Origin of the sequence: Pseudoduganella lutea, from assembly GCF_004209755.1 — a bacterium.
GTDB lineage: Bacteria > Pseudomonadota > Gammaproteobacteria > Burkholderiales > Burkholderiaceae_D > Rugamonas > Rugamonas lutea.
In genome coordinates, this window is sequence record NZ_CP035913.1 from 3,086,831 (window position 1) to 3,106,894 (window position 20,064).

The 20,064-nt window shown below is 65.8% G+C and carries 16 protein-coding genes; 14 read left to right on the forward strand and 2 right to left on the reverse strand.

The genetic code is table 11. The features are described from left to right. The first annotated feature begins 8 nt into the window (after window positions 1–8). The 14 genes from EWM63_RS13000 (at window position 9) to EWM63_RS13065 (ending at window position 17,221) form a co-directional block, all read left to right on the forward strand. Window positions 9–1,103, forward strand: coding sequence for an ABC transporter substrate-binding protein (locus EWM63_RS13000; protein ID WP_130186906.1), 1,095 nt, complete (start codon window positions 9–11; stop codon window positions 1,101–1,103). 122 nt (window positions 1,104–1,225) lie between these two features. Continuing rightward, complete coding sequence (locus EWM63_RS13005) at window positions 1,226–2,047, forward strand: ABC transporter permease (RefSeq protein WP_207221280.1); 822 nt, start codon at window positions 1,226–1,228, stop codon at window positions 2,045–2,047. Between the two features lie 9 nt (window positions 2,048–2,056). Continuing rightward, window positions 2,057–2,827 (forward strand): ABC transporter permease, encoded by a 771-nt coding sequence (locus EWM63_RS13010; RefSeq protein ID WP_130186908.1) that lies wholly within the window; start codon window positions 2,057–2,059, stop codon window positions 2,825–2,827. Window positions 2,828–2,845: 18 nt separating this feature from the next. Further along, the gene (locus tag EWM63_RS13015) at window positions 2,846–3,673 is read left to right on the forward strand and encodes an ABC transporter permease (protein ID WP_130186909.1); all 828 of its coding nucleotides are present in this window, start codon (window positions 2,846–2,848) and stop codon (window positions 3,671–3,673) included. A gap of 22 nt (window positions 3,674–3,695) precedes the next feature. Continuing rightward, on the forward strand, window positions 3,696–4,487 hold the full coding sequence (locus tag EWM63_RS13020) for an ABC transporter permease (RefSeq protein WP_130190356.1): 792 nt from the start codon (window positions 3,696–3,698) through the stop codon (window positions 4,485–4,487). Between the two features lie 34 nt (window positions 4,488–4,521). Further along, window positions 4,522–5,340 carry an ABC transporter ATP-binding protein gene (locus EWM63_RS13025; RefSeq protein WP_130186910.1) on the forward strand — a complete coding sequence of 273 codons (819 nt, stop codon included), beginning with the start codon at window positions 4,522–4,524 and terminating at the stop codon, window positions 5,338–5,340. 21 nt (window positions 5,341–5,361) lie between these two features. Continuing rightward, window positions 5,362–6,189 (forward strand): NADPH-dependent oxidoreductase, encoded by an 828-nt coding sequence (locus EWM63_RS13030; protein ID WP_130186911.1) that lies wholly within the window; start codon window positions 5,362–5,364, stop codon window positions 6,187–6,189. A gap of 63 nt (window positions 6,190–6,252) precedes the next feature. Continuing rightward, entirely contained in the window at window positions 6,253–7,461 is a 1,209-nt protein-coding gene (locus EWM63_RS13035; RefSeq protein WP_207221281.1) for an MFS transporter, read from the forward strand. Window positions 7,462–7,612: 151 nt separating this feature from the next. Further along, a complete protein-coding gene (locus tag EWM63_RS13040) occupies window positions 7,613–8,746 on the forward strand; it encodes an ABC transporter substrate-binding protein (protein ID WP_130186913.1) in 1,134 nt (377 codons plus the stop codon). Between the two features lie 186 nt (window positions 8,747–8,932). Next, window positions 8,933–10,147 carry a ScyD/ScyE family protein gene (locus tag EWM63_RS13045; RefSeq protein ID WP_165390817.1) on the forward strand — a complete coding sequence of 405 codons (1,215 nt, stop codon included), beginning with the start codon at window positions 8,933–8,935 and terminating at the stop codon, window positions 10,145–10,147. A 139-nt stretch (window positions 10,148–10,286) separates the two neighbouring features. Next, complete coding sequence (locus tag EWM63_RS13050; protein WP_130186915.1) at window positions 10,287–11,483, forward strand: pyridoxal-phosphate-dependent aminotransferase family protein; 1,197 nt, start codon at window positions 10,287–10,289, stop codon at window positions 11,481–11,483. 256 nt (window positions 11,484–11,739) lie between these two features. Next, window positions 11,740–13,902 carry a protein-disulfide reductase DsbD family protein gene (locus tag EWM63_RS13055; protein WP_229487879.1) on the forward strand — a complete coding sequence of 721 codons (2,163 nt, stop codon included), beginning with the start codon at window positions 11,740–11,742 and terminating at the stop codon, window positions 13,900–13,902. 22 nt (window positions 13,903–13,924) lie between these two features. Next, window positions 13,925–14,533 (forward strand): redoxin domain-containing protein, encoded by a 609-nt coding sequence (locus tag EWM63_RS13060; protein ID WP_130186916.1) that lies wholly within the window; start codon window positions 13,925–13,927, stop codon window positions 14,531–14,533. A gap of 453 nt (window positions 14,534–14,986) precedes the next feature. After that, the gene (locus EWM63_RS13065) at window positions 14,987–17,221 is read left to right on the forward strand and encodes an NADP-dependent isocitrate dehydrogenase (RefSeq protein ID WP_130186917.1); all 2,235 of its coding nucleotides are present in this window, start codon (window positions 14,987–14,989) and stop codon (window positions 17,219–17,221) included. A gap of 65 nt (window positions 17,222–17,286) precedes the next feature. Here the strand turns inward: EWM63_RS13065 and EWM63_RS13070 are convergent, their stop codons facing one another. Beyond that, on the reverse strand, window positions 17,287–17,922 hold the full coding sequence (locus EWM63_RS13070) for a PEP-CTERM sorting domain-containing protein (RefSeq protein WP_130186918.1): 636 nt from the start codon (window positions 17,920–17,922) through the stop codon (window positions 17,287–17,289). A gap of 18 nt (window positions 17,923–17,940) precedes the next feature. Continuing rightward, window positions 17,941–19,356 (reverse strand): family 43 glycosylhydrolase, encoded by a 1,416-nt coding sequence (locus tag EWM63_RS13075; RefSeq protein ID WP_130186919.1) that lies wholly within the window; start codon window positions 19,354–19,356, stop codon window positions 17,941–17,943. Window positions 19,357–20,064 lie beyond the last annotated feature (708 nt).

The following is a 20,064-nucleotide window of genomic DNA, read 5'->3' on the forward strand; positions in this document are numbered from 1 at the left end:
ATATCGCCATGAAATCGTTACGCCGCCACACCATCACCGCCCTGCTGGCCGCCATCGCCGCCAGCACGCTCTCCCTCGCCGCGCCGGTCGCCTTCGCGCAGGACAAGCCAAAGGTCATCCGCATCTCGTATTCGAGTTCCGGCACCGGCGGCCGCCCGCTCACCGGCGGCACGTCGATCGCCACCGCGCACCAGCAGGGTGTGCTGGAAAAGGAATTCGCCAAGGATGGCATCAAGATCCAGTGGACCTTCAACCCCGGTGCCGGCCCGGCCACCAACGAACAGCTGGCCAACGGCCTGGCCGACTTTGCCCACCATGGCGACCTGCCGATCATCATCGGCCGCTCCACGGGCCTGAAGACGAAGATCCTGCTGTCGTACACGCGCTTCGGCCCGGCCTACATCACGGGTCCGATCGACTCGCCGGCGAAATCGCTGGAAGATCTGAAGGGCAAGCGCCTCGCCGTGTTCAAGGGCACGGCCAGCCAGCTGGCGCTGGGCCGCATCCTGAAAAAGCACGGCCTGACCGAGCGTGACTTCAAGACGGTCAGCATGGATGGCGACACGCTGCGCGCGGCGATCGCCACCAAGGATGTCGATGGCGGCTTCATCGCCCCGTTCGACCTGGAGGCGCGCGGCGTCGGCAAGGTGATCTATTCGACGGGCCCCGATCCGGAACTGACGTCGCAGGGCGTGTTCTGGGTCTCCGAGGACTTCGAGAAGAAGTACCCGGACATCGTGCAGCGCGTGGTGACGGCGCTCGTCAAGGTCACGGCCTGGAGTTCGGAAGAGAAAAACCGCGAAGCGCAGTACAAGCTGTGGTCGAACTCCGGCACCAGCTACTACGAATACCAGAAGACGTTCGCCGACGTGCCGCTGAAATGGCGCCTGTCGCCGCTGCTGGACGAATATTTCGTGGAGAACCTGAAAAAGTCCGTCGTGCAGGCCAAGGAGTTCCGGCTGATCCGCCGCGACGTGAGCCTGGAGGGCTGGCTGGCGCCGAAGTACCTGAACACGGCGTTGAAGGAGCTGAAGCTGGAAGGTTACTGGCCGGAATTCAACGCCGCCGGCAAGCCGAAGACCACGCAGGTGGCGCAGAACTGACCTCGCCCTTCACCGCCTGATCGATCAAAACCACGATAAAAACCGCGATGAACACCGTTTCCTCTACTGCTGCGCCCTTGCCGCACGCAGCGCCCCGCAACGCGGCAAGCACGGCATCACACGTGGCATCCAGCGCTGCGCCAAACGCCCCCCGGCGCTGGCAGGGGCTGGCCACGCAACTCGGCACGCGTGCCGTCAATATCGCCGCGGGGCTGATCCTGCCGCTGCTGCTGCTCGGCCTGTGGCAATACGCCGTGGACCAGCACTGGCTGGCCGAACAGATCCTGCCGGCACCCGCGCTGGTCTGGCAGTCGCTGGTCGAACTGTGGGACAACGGCGACCTCACGGCCAACCTCGCCATCAGCCTGTCGCGGCTGGGCTGGAGCCTCGCCATCGGCGGCGGCGCCGGCTTCCTGCTCGGCATCGCGATGGGCATCTCGCCCACGATAAAAGCCTATGTGTATCCGGGCTTCCAGCTCGTGTCGCAATTCCCCGTGATTGGCTGGGTGCCGCTGCTGATCATCTTCGCCGGCATCGGCGAGGCGCTGAAGATCGCCGCGATCTCGATCGCCGTCGTGGTGCCGGTGGCCGTCAACACGTTCAAGGGCATCCGCAACATCCCGCGTGCCTTGCTGGAAGTGGCGGCCGTCTACCGCTTCACGTTCTGGCAGAAGGTGCGGCGCCTGGTGCTGCCGGCGGCGGCCGGCGGCATCTTCAACGGCCTGCGCCAGGGCGTCATGCAGGCGTGGCTGTCGCTCGTGTTCGTGGAGCTGCTGGCGTCGAGCGAAGGCATCGGCTACCTGATGGTGTGGGGCCGACAGCTGCTGCAGCTCGATATCGTGGTGGTGGGCATGATCGTCATCGGCGCCGTGGGCATCGTGCTCGATCGCCTGCTGGCCTGGGGCGAGGCGCGGCTGCAAGGCTGGCAACGCCGCGCTTACTGAGGAACCCTGATGAAAACGTTACGTGAAACGGATTTGCGCGGCGTCATGCTGCCGCTGGCCTTCCTGCTGCTGTGGTACGTGGTCACGGCCATGCAGCTGGTGAATACAAAACTGATCGTGCCACCCGGCGCCGTCGTCGACAGCGCGTGGCAGGTGATCACCAGCGGGCAGCTGCTGACCGGACTGCGCGCGAGCCTCACGCGCGATATCGCCGGCTTCGCTGCCGGCAGCACGGCCGGCATCCTGTTCGGCCTCGTGCTGGGCGTGTCGCGCTGGGCGGAGCGCCTCGTCGGCCCCACCTTCCACACGCTGAAGCAGATCTCGCTGTTCGCGTGGCTGCCGCTGCTGTCCACGTGGCTGGGTACCGGCGAGGCGGCGAAGATCCTGTTCATCGCGCTGTCCGCCTTCTATCCGGTGGCGCTGAACACGTTCGAGGGCGTGCGCAGCGTGACACGGGCGCAGGTCGAAGTGGCGCGTGTGCTGGGCTTCGATCGCTGGCAGCTGGCGTGGCGCCTGATCCTGCCGGCCGCCGCGCCGCAGATCGCCACCGGCCTGCACCTGGCGCTGCTGTACGCATGGCTGGCCACGATCGGTGCCGAATACCTTCTGGGTTCTTCCGCGCAGGGCATCGGCAGCGTGGTCATCCGCGGCAAGGCCACGTTCCACGTCGAGCTGATCATCGTCGGCATGCTGCTGATCGGCCTGGTCGGCATGGTGCTGAACCGCCTGGCCACGCTGGTCGAATCGCGCGTGCTGCACTGGCGCGGCCCGGTCCACTAATTCATTCGCGGAACCTTCATGTCGACACTCACGATTGCCCTGCCTTCCGCAGCGCCGCAGCAGCCCGGCCGGCTGCTGCGCTGGAACGACAGCCTGACGCGCTTCGCATTGTCCTGGCCTTTCCCTCTTGCCGTGCTGCTGCTGTGGTACCTGGCCGCCGAATTCGAATGGCTGCCCCCGCAGATCCTGCCGCCGCCCGGCATGGTAGCCGCCACCTTCGTCGACCTGGTGCGCTCCGGCGAGCTGCCGGACAACCTGTGGATCAGCCTGTGGCGCGTGCTGGGCGGCTTCCTGGCCGGCGGCCTGGCCGGGATCGCGCTCGGCGTCGCCATGGGCCTGTCGCCCACGGCACGCGACTACCTGTACCCCACGTTCCGCCTGGTCGCGCAGGTGCCGTCGCTCGGCTGGCTGCCGCTGCTGATGATGCTGGTGGGGATCGGCGAAGCATTGAAGATCATCCTGATCTCGAAGGCCGCCTTCGTGCCCATTGCGCTCAATACCTGCAAGGGCCTGCAAGGGGTATCGAACCGCTTCATCGAAGTGGCCCGCGTGTACCGCTTCACGCGCTGGCAGCTGCTCACCAAGGTGGTGTTCCCGGCGGCGCTGCCGCAGATATGGAACGGCATCCGCTACGGCCTCACGCATGCGTGGCTGGCGCTGGTGGCCGTGGAGCTGCTGGCATCGTCCGAGGGGCTGGGTTTCATGATCGTGTATGGCCGCCAGCTGTACCAGCTCGACGTGGTGCTGGCCGCCGTGGTCGTGGTGGGTGCGATCGGTTTCGCGCTCGACAAGATCCTGGCATTGATCGAACAACGCCTGCTGCGCTGGCGGCGCGACGGCTTCTGAACGGGAAAACGCCATGACGACCTTGACCACTAACGCCGACCTGCGCCGCGTGCGCCAATTGTTGCGCGGCGCCGCCCTGCCGGCCCTGCTGTTCGCGATCTGGTGGGCCGTGTTCCGCTTCGGCTGGACCGACACCGTGATGTTCGTGCCCATCGAAAAAGTGTGGGAGACGGCCGTGCGGCTGTCCGGCAACGGCTACCTCTGGACTTCGCTGGGGGCCTCGCTGGCGCGCGACCTGGCCGGCTTCACGCTGGGTAGCACGGTCGGCTTCGCCGTCGGCATCGCGCTGGGCTTGTCCCGGCTGCTGGAAAACCTGGTCGGCCCCACGCTGCACACGATCAAGCAGATCTCGCTGTTCGCGTGGATCCCGCTGATCTCCGTGTGGTTCGGCCTGGGCGACACGGCCAAGGTGGTGTTCCTGTCGCTGGCCGCCTTTTTTCCCGTGGTGCTGAACACGTTCGAAGGCATCCGCAGTGTGCCGCGCGAGCTGATCGAGGTGGGCCGCGTGTTCGCGCTGTCGCCCGTGCAGATGCTGCGCCGCGTGGTATTGCCAGCCGCCCTGCCGTCGATTTTCAATGGCGTGCACCTGGCGCTGATCTACGCGTGGCTGGCCACGCTGGGCGCCGAATACCTGCTCACGTCGGGCATCGGCATCGGCAACCTGCTCACCGATGGCCGCGAGCACCTGTGGATGGACCAGGTGCTGCTCGGCATCGTCATCGTCGGCGCCGTCGGCTTCGTACTCAATTTCATTGCCAATCATATCGAAGGGCGGCTGCTGCGGTGGCGCGGCACGTCGACCGGACAGTACTGACCCATCAGCAGAAACAGGAACAACAGGAGAATCCATGGCACACGCAGGCACGCTGGAAATCAGCAATCTGAGCAAGCAATACCAGGTCAAGGGGCAAAGCCTCCCGGTCCTCGACAATATCTCGCTGTCGATCCGCCCCGGGGAATTCATCAGCATCGTCGGCTCCAGCGGCTGCGGCAAGTCCACGCTGCTGCGGCTCGTGATCGGCCTGGAGAACGATTACCAGGGCGAGATCGTCCTGGACGGCAAGCGCGTCGTCGGCACCAGCCTGGAACGGGGCATCGTGTTCCAGGAACACCGGCTGTTCCCGTGGCTGACGGTGGAACAGAACGTGGCCCTGGGCCTGCTGAACGCCGACCTGCCCGAGGCGGAAAAACGCCGCTCGGTACAGGAGCACATTGAGCTCGTGGGCCTGAAAGGCTTCGAGACGGCGCACCCGTACCAGCTTTCCGGCGGCATGTCGCAGCGGGTGGCGATCGCCCGGGCACTCGTCAACCGCCCCGAGGTACTGCTGCTCGACGAACCGTTTGGCGCCCTCGATGCGCTCACGCGTGCCCACCTGCAGCAGGAACTGCAGCGCATCTGGGAAGCGGAAGGCATCACCGCCATCCTCGTCACGCACGATGTCGATGAAGCCGTGTACCTGGGCGACCGCATCGTGGTGATGGAACCGCGGCCCGGCCGCATCAAGCGCATCGTCGACGTGCCGCTGCCCCGTCCGCGCGACCGCGGCAGCTATGCGTTCGCCGCCATCAAGGATGACGTGCTGGCCGAGTTCTCCGACAAGCCGCGGCCCGAGCTGCTGGCGGTGCCCGAGCGCAGTTCCGTCGCCGAATGGCAGTTCTCCTGGTAACCCGCACAAGAAAGACAACCCATGTCCGATCCGTTTGAATTGTTGAAAGCCCGTTATGGCAACGGCCAGCAGGCGCCCGCCGTCGACACCCTGAACCCCGTGCTGGAAACGCTGTTCTCGCACCGCTCGGTGCGCGCGTTCCGGCCCGATCCGCTGCCCGCCGGCACGCTCGACGTGCTGGTGGCGGCCGCGCAATCGGCACCCAGCTCGTCGAACCTGCAGGTGTGGAGCGCCATCGCCGTGGAAGATGCGGCGCGCCGCGACCGCGTGGCCCGCCTGGTCGGCAACCAGCAGCACGTGCGTGACGCGCCGCTGTTCCTGGCCTGGCTGGTCGACCTGTCGCGCTTGCAGCGATTGGCGCAGGAACGCGGTCGCCAGCTCGATGGCGCCGAGTACCTGGACACGTTCCTGATGGGCGTGATCGATGCGGCACTGGCCGCGCAGAACGCCGTCACCGCGGCCGAATCGCTGGGCCTGGGCACCGTCTACATCGGCGCGCTGCGCAACCAGCCGGAAGCCGTGGCGGCCGAACTGGGCATCGAGGCAGGCGACGGTGTCTATCCCGTATTCGGCCTCGTCATCGGCCACCCGGACCCGGATCGCCCGGCGGCCGTGAAACCGCGCCTGCCCCAATCGTCGGTGCTGTACCGCGAGCGCTACACACCGAAACCCGTGGAGCAGGAAGTGGGCGGCTACGACGAGGCCATGCGCGCGTTCTACGCTTCCCAGGGCTTGCCCGTCACCACGTGGAGCGAGCATTCGCTGGCGCGCCTGAAAAGCGCGGAGGAACTGAAAGGGCGGCACCGGCTGAAGGAAGCCCTGGCGGGCCTGGGCTTCCCGCTGCGCTAGGCCGTGATGACATCGTCCACACTGACCGGAGACGCTCCCCCACGCCACTTTCTCACCGGGTTCATGCTGCTGGGTATCCTGGCCGGCACGTCGAACGGCGTGGCCAAGGTGGTCTTTCCGCTGTATGCGGCCGCCATGCATGCCGCACCCTGGCAGATCGGGCTGGTCGGCGGCCTGCAGTTCGCCGGCATGCTGCTGCTGTCGCTGCCGCTCGGTGCCCTGATCGACCGGCATGGCAGCCGGCCGCTGTTCCGCTTCGGCTGCCTCGGCGGCATCGCACTGTTCCTCGTCGGCTTCAGTTTCGCCACCACGCCATGGCAGCTGATCGCCTGCGTGGTGTTGTTCGGCTTCGTCAACCCGTTCCGCATGGTGACCACGCAAACGGAATTCCTGCACCTGCTGCCGCGCATCGGCGCGGCCAGGGCGGGCTGGCAGCGCGCGGCGCACAGCGCCGGCATGTTTTTCCTCGGGCCGCTGCTTGGAGCGTGGCTGGTGGGCCTGGTCGGCTACCCGGAAACGTTCCGCGTGGTGGCGGCGGGCCTGTTCGTCACGCTGCTGATCGGCGAACGCGTGCTGTCGTCGGCACCGGCGGGCCAGGGCGCCGACGCCACGCCGCTGGTGGGCCGCGTACTCGACCAGTTCCGCCTCATCGGCAGCCGCGTCGACCTGCGGCGCACGATGCTCGTCGAATTCGTCGGGCAGGTGGCCATGTCGTACTTCACCGTGTTCGTCATCCTGGTGGCGATACGCCGCTTCGGCATGCCCACCCAGCAGGCCGCCGGCCTGGTGACGCTGCAGGGCGCAGCCTTCGTGCTGACGTTGCTGGCGGCCGGCGCCGTCGTGATGGCCTGGCGCGAGCGCACGCGCTACCGCACCGCCTTCGCCATCCTGCTGTGCGCCGAACTGCTGCTGGCCAATCCGCTGCACCAGGGCGCGCTGTGGGCCGGCGCCCTGCTGCTGGGCCTGGGCCTGGGCATCCAGCAATTGACGTGCGTGGCGCAATTCGCCCGGCTCGCGCAGGAACTGGGGCGCGGGCGCACGGGCGGCATGTTTTCGCTGGCCGGACCCAGCGGCGCGCTGGTGGGCGCCGTGCTGGGCGGTATACTCAACCAGTACTTCGGCATGCTGGCGGGCTTCCATGTGCTGGCGCTGCTGTTCTTCGTGCAGCTGGCGCGCACGTGGCTGCCGGTGCGGCGCGCGCCCGAGGCCGGTGCCGGTGCCGGTGCCAGCGCCGACCAGAACGTCGAAAAAAAGGTGGCAACCGGCCCCTGACTGTCTGATTGCCATCACCCCGCCAACAGCGCGCGTGGTGATGGCTGTTGCGCGCGCAGCAGCACCGGGCCTGGTACCACGCAAAAGCACCGTAATCGCGATGGCATGGAACATGCAACGAAGGGATGACCAACACCAGCGAGGGCATCCAATGAAACAGGCAAGGCGCAGTTTTTTCGCAAGTACGTTGCAGTTCGCCGCGGGCATCGCGCTGGCCGTGACCGCGGCCCACGCGGTCGCCGCCGCACCGGCCGTGATCCGCGTGGGCGTCGCATCGCCGGCGCATGGCAGCCCGCCAGGCATCTCGGGCTCGTCGATCGCCGTCGCCCATGCCACCGGCGCGATCGAGCAGGAATTCAAGCCGGACAACGTCAAGATCGAATGGTATTTCTTCAAGGGCGCCGGGCCGGCCGTCAATGAGGCGCTCAGCAACCGCCAGCTCGATTTCGCCTTCCAGGGCGACCTGCCGTCGATCATCGGCAAGGCGGCCGGCCTGAAGACCCGGCTGATCCTCGCCACCGGCATCCGCGCCCACATCTACCTGGCGGTGCCGCCCGAATCGACGATCCGCTCCGTGAAGGACCTGAAGGGCAAGCGGGTGGCCTTCTTCAAGGGCACGAACGGGCAGTTGCCGATCGACCGGTTGCTGGCCGCGCACGGCCTGACGGAAAAGGACCTGCGTGTGGTGAACCTGGACACGGCCACGTCGCAGGCCGCGCTGACCACGAAGGATATCGATGCCGTGTTCGGCGGTTACGACCTGATCAAGCTGCGCGACAAGGGCGTGGCCCGCATCGTCTACACCAGCAAGGGCGATTCACCCGTGTTCACGCGGCAGAGCCACATGCTGGTGACCGACGAGTTCGCGCAAAAATACCCGGAGCAGACGCGGCGCTTCGTGAAGGCCGTGGTGAAGGCGGCGCGCTGGAGTTCCGATGACGCGAACCGCGAAGAAGTGTTCCGCATGTGGGCCCGCACCGGTACGGCCAAGCTCGAACACTGGAAGGAAGACTACGAAGGCCAGCCGCTGCGCACCCGGCTCAGCCCCCTTTTCGATCCCTTCCTGACCGAGCGCTACAAGGATGCGGTCGAGCATGCCTACGAGTTCCGGCTGATCCGCAGGAAATTCCCCGTCGATACGTGGATCGACCGCAGCTTCCTGGATGCGGCATTGAAGGAGCTGAAACTGGAAAATTATTGGGCGGCCAACCCGGCGGGCAAGCTGCCGACGACAAGCAGTTACGTCCCGGCAAAACCGGTGCCGGGCGGCCCGCGGCAATTGTAGTTAACAACATTCAATGCGGGATATCCATACATATTTCTTTCTAAATGTGTCAATCCAGCCACTAACTTCTGGTTATAAAAGATTATTTTTTTACACGCCTTGCAATCGAATACCGTCGTGCTAACGTGAGATGAATGTGCGTCCGCCGCCATGTTCATCCCCCGTGTCGTCCTCAAGGAGCTCACCATGAATGGTTTGCGTTGCCTGCCTGGATTTGCATTGCTGGTATCGATGGCCGCGACCGCGGCCCCGCAAGTGGACGTGATCGCCAACGGGCTGAGCAATCCGCGCGGCCTCGCGTTCGCGGCCGACGGCGCGCTGTATGTGGCGGAAGCGGGCAAGGGCGGCAACGGTGCCTGCGCGGTGCTGGGCGACGGGCAAACGGCGTGCTATGGCGAAACGGGTGCCGTGCTGCGCATCGACCTCTCGGGCAGGAAGGAGCCGGCACACGTGCTGGCCCGGCTGCCGTCGCTGGCGCCGGAAGGGGGATTCGGCGCGACCGGACCGCAAGCCGTGGCGTTCAATGCTGCGGGCAAGGGCGTGGTGGCGATGGGGCTGGGCTCCCGCCCGGAAACCCGCGAAGGCTTGGGCCGCTATGCTTACCTGTTCGCGCGGGTGCTTGCCGTGCCGGCACGGCGCGGCATGGCGGTGCCCGTCAGCCGGGACAAGACGGTGGCGGCTGCCGGCGCGGCGGCCGCATCGAGCGAGGATGGCAAGGCAAGCGAGAAGGCGCTGTTCGACCTGGCCGCCTATGACGCCGCCAACGATCCGGCCGGCGACGGTGTCGACAGCAATCCCGTCGGCCTGCTGGGACAGGGCGAGGATTTCCTGGCCGTGGACGCCGGCGGCAATTCCCTGCTGCGCCTCGGCCGCGACCTGCAGATTTCCACCCTCGCCACGTTCGGCTCGCGCGACGTGCCGGCGCCGCCGTTCCTCGGCTTGCCACCCGGGGCCACGATGCCCATGCAGGCCGTGCCGACCTCGGTGGCCGCCGGGCCGGATGGCGCGCTGTACGTGGGCCAGCTGACCGGCTTCCCGTTCCCGGCCGGTGCCGCCAACATTTACCGCGTGCCGGCCGAAGGCGGCGAGCCGGTAGTCTTTGCCAGCGGCTTCACCAACGTCATAGGCGTGGCGTTCGATGCGACAGGTCGCCTGCTCGTGCTCCAGATCGGCAATGGCTTTGCCGGCCCCGGCGGGCCGCCGCTGCTGGCGCCGGGCCGGCTGATCCGCGTGGAGGCGGACGGCAGCCGCACCATCGTCTACGAAAACCTGTATTACCCGGGCGGCCTGGCGATCGGGCCGGATGGCGCGGCATATGTGACGAACAACAGCATCGTGCCGGGGCCGATCCCGGGGGCGTTTCCCGATGGCGGGCAGGTGCTGCGCATTTCGCTTGATTGATGGTGGCATTGCCGGCTTGTACGCCGGCAATGCGGGCAACGAGCCGGTGCCGGGTGTTCTGGTGTAAATACCAATACAGCGTTGATGGGCAGGCAAGCGGCTGATATGCTGAAAGACCCCCCATTGCCCGGAGCCCGCCATGACCAGCGCCATTAGCGTTCCCCATATCGTTCCCCTGAGCGACATCCTTCCCGACGAACCCCTGCTGATGATGGGCGCCGGCCCCGTGCCGATCCCGCAAAGCGTGGCAATGGCGAATTCGATCGTCATCAACCACCTCGGTGAAACGATGAACCGCGTCATTGCCCAGGTCAAGGACATGGGCCGCTATGTGTTCCAGACCAACTCGCGCTATGTGCTTGGCGTGGGTGGCCCGGGCTCCGCCGCGATGGAAATGGCGATCGCCAACCTGGTGCACCCCGGCGACAAGGTGCTGTGCATCTGCAATGGCTACTTCAGCCGCCGCATGGCCGAGATGGTCAACCGCGTGCGCGGCGAAGCCACCATCCTGGAAGCGGGCGTCAACCAAGGCGCCAGCCTCGAAGCCGTGGAACAGGCATTGCGCAGCAAGCGCTATGACGCCGTCACGCTGGTGCAGGGCGAAACGTCGAACACGGTCTGCAACGGCAACCTGGCCGGCATCGCGCAACTGGCGCGCGAACATGGCGCGCTGGTCATCGTCGACGCGGTCTGCACGCTCAGCACGATGCCGCTGGAGATGGACAACTGGCAGATCGACGCGGTGATCACCGGCGGGCAGAAAGGCCTGTCGTCGATCCCGGGCGTGTCGCTGCTGGCGTTTTCCGAACGGGCCTGGGCGAAGAAGATCGCCACGCGCAGCGACCTGCCGTTCCACTGGGTGCTCGATGCGAACCTGGCAGACAAATTCTGGAACCAGAAGTCCTACCATTACACCGCCCCGGTATCCGGCATCCTGGCGCTGCACGAGGCGCTGCGGCTGGTGTGCGGCGAAACGCTGCCGAAGCGTTTCGAGCGTCACCTGAACTGTTCCGAGGCACTGCAGGCCGGCATCGAAGGTATGGGGTTGCAACTGCTCGTGGCGAAGGAGCACCGGCTCAATTCGGTGGTGGGCATCGTGGTGCCGGATGGCGTGGTGGCTGCCGACGTGCTGGCGGACCTGTCGCGCGTGCACCGCGTGGAGATTTCCGGCGCGTTCGGCCTGAATATCGTGCGCATCGGCCAGATGGGCGAGCAAAGCCGTGCGCACAACCTGTTCCGCACGCTGCATGCGCTGGGATCGAGCATGCAGGCCTCCGGAGCAAAACTCGACCTGCCGGCCGGCATGGCCGAGCTGGAGCGCTCGCTGTCGCACTGACCGCACCGGCAGCATCGATTGCGGCCCAGTCCGTGTCCACCTTGGGGTCAACCCCGTTTTCGGACACGGGCTCAACCTTGAAATGGATAAACAGCTGGGCTCGTGTCCACCATGGGGTCAGGCCCATTTTCGGACACGGGCTCATCGATAACGGGTTCGGTCGACCTGGGCAGCGGCTTCCTTAAGTTTGCCGACACAATCCACGCCCTGTTAAGCCTTATCATTGCTGTATCGATATCAGCAAGGATGATGGGACGTGACGTCACTGTACAAATTCGCGGCGGCCAGCCTGCTGTTTTCCCTGCAGTTCGCCGGCCTGCCGCAGGCGCACGCCGCGGGGCCCGTCGTGGTCACCGATCACGTGCGCGCCGAAGTGCTGGCGCATGCGCCCGATGGCATCCGGCCCGGCAAGACGCTATGGCTGGGCCTGGCGATCGAGCACCAGCCGCACTGGCACACGTACTGGAAGAATCCCGGCGATTCCGGGCTGGCCACCACGCTGGCCTGGAAGCTGCCGGCCGGTTTCACCCCCGGCGAGATCGCCTGGCCCACGCCGAAGAAACTGCCGCTCGGCCCGCTGACCAACTACGGTTATGAAAACAAGGTGCTGCTGCCGGTACCGGTGCAGGTGCCGGCCGGTTTCAGTGGCACCGAGCTGAAGGTCGCCCTGCATGCCGAATGGCTGGTCTGCAAGGAGATCTGCTTGCCCGAATCGGGCGATTTCGACGTCACCATTCCCGCCAACGCCGCCATCGCCGCCCATGGCCCGCTGTTCGACGCCACCCGGGCCGCCACGCCAGTGGCGCTGGAAGGCGCCAGCGCCACGGCGAAGGTGGAAGGCAATGCGCTGGCCATCGACGTGCACGGCTTGCCCGCGCCACCGCAGGGCGACGTGCAGTTCTTTGCCGCCGACATTGGCGTCATCGATTACGCCGCGAAGACCGGCCAGCAATGGCGGGACGGCACGCTGCGCCTGCGCGTGCCGCTGTCGCCGCAGCGCAGCGAAAGCCCGGCGGTGCTCAATGCCGTGCTGGTGGCACCGGGCCAGCCGGCCGGGTGGACGCTGTCGATCCCGGTCGAAGGCGCCTGGCCCGCCCTCGGTGGCGCCAGCCCGGCACCAGCCGCGGCGCCCGCACCTGCTTCGCTGCCGGCGGCGCCAGCCACCGCGCCGGCGGCCGATACCTCCTTCCTGCTGTCCCTGCTGTTCGCCTTTCTCGGCGGCGCGCTGCTGAACCTGATGCCGTGCGTGTTCCCCGTGCTGTCGCTGAAAGTCTTCAGCCTCGTGCAGCACCGCGAAGAGCGCCGCAAGGCGGTGGCCGGCGGCGTGGCCTACACGACCGGCGTGGTGCTGTCGTTCGTGGCGCTGGCCGGCCTGCTGCTGGCATTGCGCGCCGGCGGGGCCGGGCTCGGTTGGGGATTCCAGCTGCAGTCGCCGCTGTTCGTCACCGGCCTGGCCGCCCTGTTCACCCTGATCGGCCTGAACCTGGCCGGCGTGTTCGAATTCGGCGGCGTGCTGCCCGGCGCGGTGGGCGGCTACCGTGCGAAACATCCCGTGGTCGACGATGCCCTCAGCGGCGTGCTGGCCGTGGCCGTCGCCTCGCCCTGCACCGCGCCCTTCATGGGCGCCGCGCTGGGCGTGGCGCTCACGGAGCCGGCGCCGCGGGCACTGGCCATCTTCGCCGTGCTGGGCCTCGGCATGGCCGCGCCATATCTGGCGGTGGCCCTCGTGCCCGCGCTGGGCCGGCTGCTGCCCCGCCCCGGCGCATGGATGGTGCGCTTCAAGGTGCTGATGGCCTTCCCCATGTTCGCCACCGTCGTGTGGCTGCTGTGGGTGCTGGGCCAGCAGACCAGCATCGACGCCATGGCCGGTGTGGCCGGGGTGCTCGTCGCGCTGGCGTTCGCGTGCTGGACGATCGGCACGCCGGTGAAGTCGCGCCGCACGCGCGCCGCGTTCGCGGCGGCTGGGCTGGCGGTGCTGGCTGTCTCGGTGAATCTCGTGTGGCCGCTGCTGAACGCCGTGCCGGCCCAGGCATCGGCAGCGTCGTCGGCACAGTCGGCCGGTCACTGGGCACCGTGGTCGACCGAGGCGGTCAGCCAGGCCCGTGCCGCCGGCAAGCCCGTGTTCATCGATTTCACGGCCGCCTGGTGCATCACGTGCCAGTTCAACAAGCGCACGGTGCTGAGCGATGCGCAGTTGCTGAAGGACTTTGGCGCGAAGGACGTCGTGCTGCTGCGTGCCGACTGGACGCGCCGCGATCCGGCCATCACCGAGCAGCTGGCGCAGCTGGGCCGCAGCGGCGTGCCCGTGTATGTGTTGTTTGGACCAACCGACAGCCAGCCGCCGCAAGTGCTGTCCGAAGTGCTGACCGTGGAGCAGGTGCGGACGGCACTGGGCAAGATCCGACCTGCATCGATGTAGTCAACCTGAAGAGGATATTCCGATGAAGAAGATGACGACAGCAGCAATCCTGGCGGCCGGGCTCCTGACGGCCGGCTTCGCCGCGGCACAGGCCACCGTGGGCCAGCCGGCACCCGCCTTCACCGCCGTGGACACGGCCGGCAAGCAGGTTTCGCTCGACAGCTACAAGGGCAAGTACGTGGTGCTGGAATGGGTGAATCCCGATTGCCCATTCGTGAAAAAACACTATGACAGCGGCAACATGCCGGCCACGCAAAAGCACGCGGCCGCGAAGGACGTGGTGTGGCTGTCCGTGAGCACGAGCGGTGACGCCACGAAAAATCCAAAAGTGGCCACCTCGCTGAACAGCTGGACAAAGGAAAAGAGCGCCACCCCGACCGCGCTCGTGCTCGACGACGGCAAGATCGGCCGCGCCTATGGTGCCAAGACCACGCCGCACATGTACCTGATCGACCCGGCCGGCAAGATCGTCTACGCCGGGGCGATCGACAGCAAGCCCAGCTCGAACGCCAGCGACATCGCCAGCTCCACCAACTACGTGATCCAGGCGATCGACGAGGCCAAGGCTGGCAAGGCCGTCAGCAAGCCCGTCACGCAGCCTTACGGCTGCTCCGTCAAGTACGCCAGCTGAGCTGCCGCTGAGTCTGTGTCCCCGTGCCCGGCAGCCGGATTATGGTCCGGCAACACGGGCTCAGCCATCGCGCGGCATGTCCCCGTGCCTGGCACCGGGACACGGATCAGGCATTGCCGCAGCGCCAAAAACTGGCATCCCACCCCAAGCTCGTGCATAATATCGCCCGTGTCCTATATCTTATATAAGACTTGATCGGCAAGGCAGGCCTGCCCGGCTACCGCACCCCGACCTCTGGCATAGCGAAACAGCATCATTCCGAACCCCTGCCCCTGGGCGAGTGGGTTATGATTTGACGCTGTCCCTGGGAGCCTGCGCGGCAGAAAGAAGTTCTACCGCGCAGGCTCCTGGCGCCGCCGGAGCGTCTCGGTGATGAAGGATATTGCGTTGACGCGCGACCAGGCAGGCGATTTTTCAGTATCAGGAACCCCACGAATTCCGAGGAACGAGCGCATGAGCAATGATCCGACCATTATCTACACGTTGACCGACGAGGCGCCGCTGCTGGCGACGCACGCATTCCTGCCGGTCGTCAGGACTTTCACCAAGCCCGCAGGCATCCGCGTCGACGAGGCCGATATTTCGGTCGCCGCGCGTATCCTCGCGAACTTCCCGGAAAACCTGACGCCGGAGCAGCGCGTGCCCGACGTGCTGTCCGAGCTGGGCAAGAAAACGCTGGAGCCGGACGCGAACATCATCAAGCTGCCGAACATCAGCGCCTCCGTGGCGCAGCTGCAGTCCGCGATCAAGGAACTGCAGGGCAAGGGCTACAACATCCCCGACTACCCGTCCGATCCGAAGACCGACGAGGAAAAATCCATCAAGGCCCGCTACGGCAAGTGCATCGGCTCCGCCGTGAACCCGGTGCTGCGCGAAGGTAACTCCGACCGCCGCGCACCGCGCGCCGTGAAGGAATACGCACGCAAGAATCCGCACTCGATGGCCGAGTGGTCGCAGGCATCGCGCACCCACGTGTCGCACATGACGCACGGCGACTTCTACCACGGCGAAAAGTCGATGACGCTGGACCGCGCCCGCGAAGTCAAGATGGAACTGATCACGAAGTCCGGCCAGACCATCGTGCTGAAGCCGAAGGTCGCGCTGCAGGAAGGCGAGATCATCGACTCCATGTTCATGAGCCGCAAGGCCCTCCTGGACTTCTACGCGGCGCAGATCGAAGACGCGAAGAACACGGGCGTGATGTTCTCGCTGCACGTGAAGGCCACGATGATGAAGGTGTCGCACCCGATCGTGTTCGGCCACTGCGTGCGCATGTTCTACAAGGAAGCGTTCGAGAAGCACGGCGCGCTGTTCGACAGCCTGGGCATCAACGTCAACAACGGCATGGCCGACCTGTACAACAAGATCGCCACGCTGCCGGCCTCGCAGCGCGAAGAAGTCGAGCGCGACCTGCACGCCTGCCAGGAAAACCGTCCGCCGCTGGCGATGGTCGACTCGGCCAAGGGCATCACCAACTTCCATTCGCCGAACGACGTGATCGTCGATGCGTCGATGCCGGCAATGATCCGCGCCGGCGGCAAGATGTATGGCGCCGATGGCCGCCTGAAGGAAGTGAAGGCCGTGATCCCGGAATCGACCTTCGCCCGCATCTACCAGGAGATCATCAACTTCTGCAAATGGCACGGCGCCTTCGATCCGCGCACGATGGGCACGGTGCCCAACGTCGGCCTGATGGCACAGCAGGCCGAGGAATACGGTTCGCACGACAAGACGTTCGAAGTGCCGGAAGACGGCGTGGCGAACATTACCGACCTGGCCACCGGCGAAGTGCTGCTGTCGCAGAACGTCGAGCAGGGCGACATCTGGCGCATGTGCCAGGTGAAGGATGCGCCGATCCGCGACTGGGTCAAGCTGGCCGTCACCCGCGCGCGCAACTCCGGCATGCCTGCCGTGTTCTGGCTGGACCCGTACCGTCCGCATGAAAATGAACTGATCAAGAAGGTCAACACGTACCTGAAGGATCACGACACCACCGGCCTGCACATCGAGATCATGTCGCAGGTACGTGCGATGCGCTACACGCTGGAACGCGTGATCCGCGGCCTGGATACGATCTCCGTCACCGGCAACATTCTGCGCGACTACCTGACCGACCTGTTCCCGATCATGGAACTGGGCACGTCGGCGAAGATGCTCTCGATCGTCCCGCTGATGGCCGGCGGCGGCATGTACGAAACGGGCGCCGGCGGTTCGGCACCGAAGCACGTGCAGCAGCTGACCGAGGAAAACCACCTGCGCTGGGATTCGCTGGGCGAGTTCCTGGCCCTGGCCGTGAGCCTGGAAGACCTGGGCATCAAGACCGGCAGCGCCAAGGCGAAACTGCTGGCCAAGACGCTGGACGCGGCCACCGGCAAGCTGCTGGACAACCGCAAGTCGCCGTCGCCGAAGACCGGTGAGCTGGACAACCGCGGCTCGCAGTTCTACCTGTCCCTGTACTGGGCCCAGGAACTGGCTGCGCAAACGGAAGACGCCGAACTGGCCGCCAAGTTCGCACCACTGGCCAAGTCGCTGGCCGAGAACGAGCAGAAGATCGTCGCCGAACTGCTGGAAGTGCAGGGCAAGCCGGCCGATATCGGCGGCTACTACCAGCCGGACAGCGCGAAGGTGAAAGCCGTGATGCGCCCGAGCGCCACGTTCAACCAGGCGCTGGAAGCACTGAACGCCTGATAGCACGTCGCTTCAAAGAAAAAGGCCGGTTGCGCAAGCAACCGGCCTTTTTTTGCATTCCGCGCTCAGCTCAGCGCCTTGCGCCACCGCGCCAGGCCCAGCACGCCCAGGCCGCCCAGCAGCAGCATGCCCGTCGCCGGCTCGGGTACTGGCGACACGCCGACGGCGACATCGGTCATGCCCGGCAGGAAACCGTCGCCCTGCGTATCGATGCGGAACCCCGTGAAGTATTCGCCGGCACCGGTCGACTGGAAGCCCTGGAACGTCAGGCCGGTCACGCCGTCCGCCAGCGCCACGCCGTTGAACGTGTACGTGGCCTGGTTCGTGATGATCGTGATGTCGACCGGCCCCTCGTTCACCGCCGCGTCGAAACCGAACAGGCTGTAGCCGGCCGCGATCGTGCCCGCCAGGCCCGTGAAGTAATTGTTCGAGATCAGCGTGCGCAAGGAGCCGATGCCGAATTCGGTCCCCGCGCCCACGGTGATGTTCATGTCGGACGCATAGGTGACGTCGCCGCGCGTGAACGGGTCGCCCGGCACGTTGAAGCCGGCGCCGAAATCGTCGAAGTTGCTGTTGTGGGCGATCGTGCCGAGCGCATTGAGCGCGGCCCGGTCGGTGACGAGGACGACATCGGCGGATGCCGCCGTGGCGGTCGCGGCCAGCACCATGGCCGCGGCAAGTTGAACGAGTCTGGTTTTCATGGAGTGGAGTCTTTGTGGTTATTTGCGGACCAGCGACCATTGCTGGCTGGCGCCGCCGTGCTGCGGATACTGGAGGACCGGTGCGTTGTTCGCGGTGCTGCCGCCGCTCACCTCGGCGAACAGGCCATTGATCTTGTTCCTGATCGCGACAGGGCCGGCGTCCGAACCCTGGAGCTGCCATTTCTGGCCATCGCCGCCCCAGTACGACCACTGGGCCACCTTCGCGCCCGGCGACATCGACACTTCCCAGTCGTCCATGGCCAGCAGGCTGTTTTCGTTGATCATGCTGTAGTCGCCGTTGCCGTGGCCGACCACGTACCAGAACTGGTTCTTCAGGTTGCCGAACGTTTTCTGCTGCACCATCGCGCCCGGCTGGGTGGCGCGCAGCATGGCCGTGTCGGCCACCGTCAGCGCCTTGCCGCTCGCACCGTTCATGATCGCGTAGCGGCCATCGCTGACGCCGTTGCAGTCGTCCGTGAAGCTGTCGAAATCGCGCGTCAGCACGGGCCAGTCGATGTCGGTGCCGCGCGTGGCGTACTCCATCTTCATGATCTGCAGCTTGGCAAAGCCGTTGTCGGCCGTGTCGTAGTAATGCGTGGAGACGAAGTTGCAGCCACCCTGCTTCAGCACGCCCACGTGGCCCGGGCCCTTGTGGCGGCCGTCGATGTTCTGCAGGATGGTGCGCGGCTCGGAGTAAGGGCCGTCGACGCTGGTGGCGCGCTGCACTTCCACGTAGTAGGTGCTGTCGCTGCCCTTGCAGCAGGCGCCGCGGTTCGTGAACAGGTAGTAGTAATCCCCGTTGCGGGTGATGTACGGCGCTTCGATGTCGCGGCGCGCATTCGTGCCGCCGGCGATCTTCGTCACGTAGTTGGCCAGCTTGCCCGTGGCCTGGTTGATCTCGGCCACGCCGATGCCGCCGAAGAAGGAGCCAAAGCTCATGAAGACGCGGCCGTCATGGTCGCGGAACAGGGCCGGATCGATCGCGTTGATTTCGGCGTTGCCCTTGTTGAACGACTGCACCACGATGCCCAGGTCCGTCCACACGGGATTCTTCAGCGACGGGCTGCGTGCCACGCCGATGGCCGAATTCGTGGTGCCCCACTGCGACACCGAATAATAGATGTAGTACGCGCCGTTCATCTGGATCACGTCCGGTGCCCAGTACGACGAACCAGTGGCCTTGAAGTTCGGGATCTTCTGCTCGACCCATGCCGGGTTCGTGGCGAACACGGGGGCCGGGCCGCCCTGCCAGGTCTTCAGGTCGGTCGACGTGGAGTACCAGATGCCGGTGCCGGTCGTGAAGTTGAAGTACGTGTCGCCATCCTTGGTGATCGTGCCCGGATCGTGCGCATTCTGCAGCCCGGCCAGGTCGATCGCGCCGCTCGACGCGGCACCGCATGCCAGCATTACACCCGCCACCAGTTTTTTCAGCATTGTCATCTCCGTGTTGTTATTGCAGTCATTGTTCATGTGAATCAGATCGGGTCCGGCGGCACGGCAGCCTCCTTGGCCGTATGGCGGACATGCGACGGACGTGCGAACGCAGTCGGCGCCGCTGACGGCAGCGGCCGGCGATGCGTGTGCGAATCCGTGCCCGGGATGGGGCAGCGGTATTCAATCAATGCAGTTGGAAAACTAGGGCGACGAGACGAAGCGCGGCGGCGCGCAAGCTAGGATGCGGTGCATGGAGGTCTCCGGTGTTTTATTGTGTTGGCTGCCGCTGCTGCGGCGCCTGTTGAAAACATCGTACCCAGATCGTTATAAGCATACCAATGATTATTTTCTAGGCGCCGATATCCATTTGGGTATCGCGTGGCAATGCAGGCCACGGTGGATGCGGTAACGGTGTAACCCTCTGGCGCCGGCAGCACGAATGGATGCAGTCGCATCCTGATGAGCACACCAGACCTCATGAAAGAAATATCCGGATTTTCCGCACGATGCCTTTATAAGGCGCATAGTGTTTGTGTTCGAGCGATGACGCGACATCACATTTTGCCGCATCCCAACGCTGTGCCCCGTCCCCCGCCCATCGATCCCGGCACCCCATTTCCATCAACCCGGGCCGGCATTCGACGAGGGCTCCCCACCATCCTACGGGATGCGGCTCGGCCCGATTTTTGCAGTCAGGACGGCGGCCGG

What these genes read in the sequence shown, in the direction of transcription:
- EWM63_RS13000 (WP_130186906.1), top strand. Translation starts at nt 9, where the DNA reads ATGAAATCGTTACGCCGCCACACCATCACCGCCCTGCTGGCCGCCATC.
- EWM63_RS13010 (WP_130186908.1), top strand. Translation starts at nt 2,057, where the DNA reads ATGAAAACGTTACGTGAAACGGATTTGCGCGGCGTCATGCTGCCGCTG.
- EWM63_RS13015 (WP_130186909.1), top strand. Translation starts at nt 2,846, where the DNA reads ATGTCGACACTCACGATTGCCCTGCCTTCCGCAGCGCCGCAGCAGCCC.
- EWM63_RS13025 (WP_130186910.1), top strand. Translation starts at nt 4,522, where the DNA reads ATGGCACACGCAGGCACGCTGGAAATCAGCAATCTGAGCAAGCAATAC.
- EWM63_RS13030 (WP_130186911.1), top strand. Translation starts at nt 5,362, where the DNA reads ATGTCCGATCCGTTTGAATTGTTGAAAGCCCGTTATGGCAACGGCCAG.
- EWM63_RS13035 (WP_207221281.1), top strand. Translation starts at nt 6,253, where the DNA reads ATGCTGCTGGGTATCCTGGCCGGCACGTCGAACGGCGTGGCCAAGGTG.
- EWM63_RS13040 (WP_130186913.1), top strand. Translation starts at nt 7,613, where the DNA reads ATGAAACAGGCAAGGCGCAGTTTTTTCGCAAGTACGTTGCAGTTCGCC.
- EWM63_RS13045 (WP_165390817.1), top strand. Translation starts at nt 8,933, where the DNA reads ATGAATGGTTTGCGTTGCCTGCCTGGATTTGCATTGCTGGTATCGATG.
- EWM63_RS13050 (WP_130186915.1), top strand. Translation starts at nt 10,287, where the DNA reads ATGACCAGCGCCATTAGCGTTCCCCATATCGTTCCCCTGAGCGACATC.
- EWM63_RS13060 (WP_130186916.1), top strand. Translation starts at nt 13,925, where the DNA reads ATGAAGAAGATGACGACAGCAGCAATCCTGGCGGCCGGGCTCCTGACG.
- EWM63_RS13065 (WP_130186917.1), top strand. Translation starts at nt 14,987, where the DNA reads ATGAGCAATGATCCGACCATTATCTACACGTTGACCGACGAGGCGCCG.
- EWM63_RS13070 (WP_130186918.1), bottom strand. Translation starts at nt 17,922, where the DNA reads ATGAAAACCAGACTCGTTCAACTTGCCGCGGCCATGGTGCTGGCCGCG.
- EWM63_RS13075 (WP_130186919.1), bottom strand. Translation starts at nt 19,356, where the DNA reads ATGCTGAAAAAACTGGTGGCGGGTGTAATGCTGGCATGCGGTGCCGCG.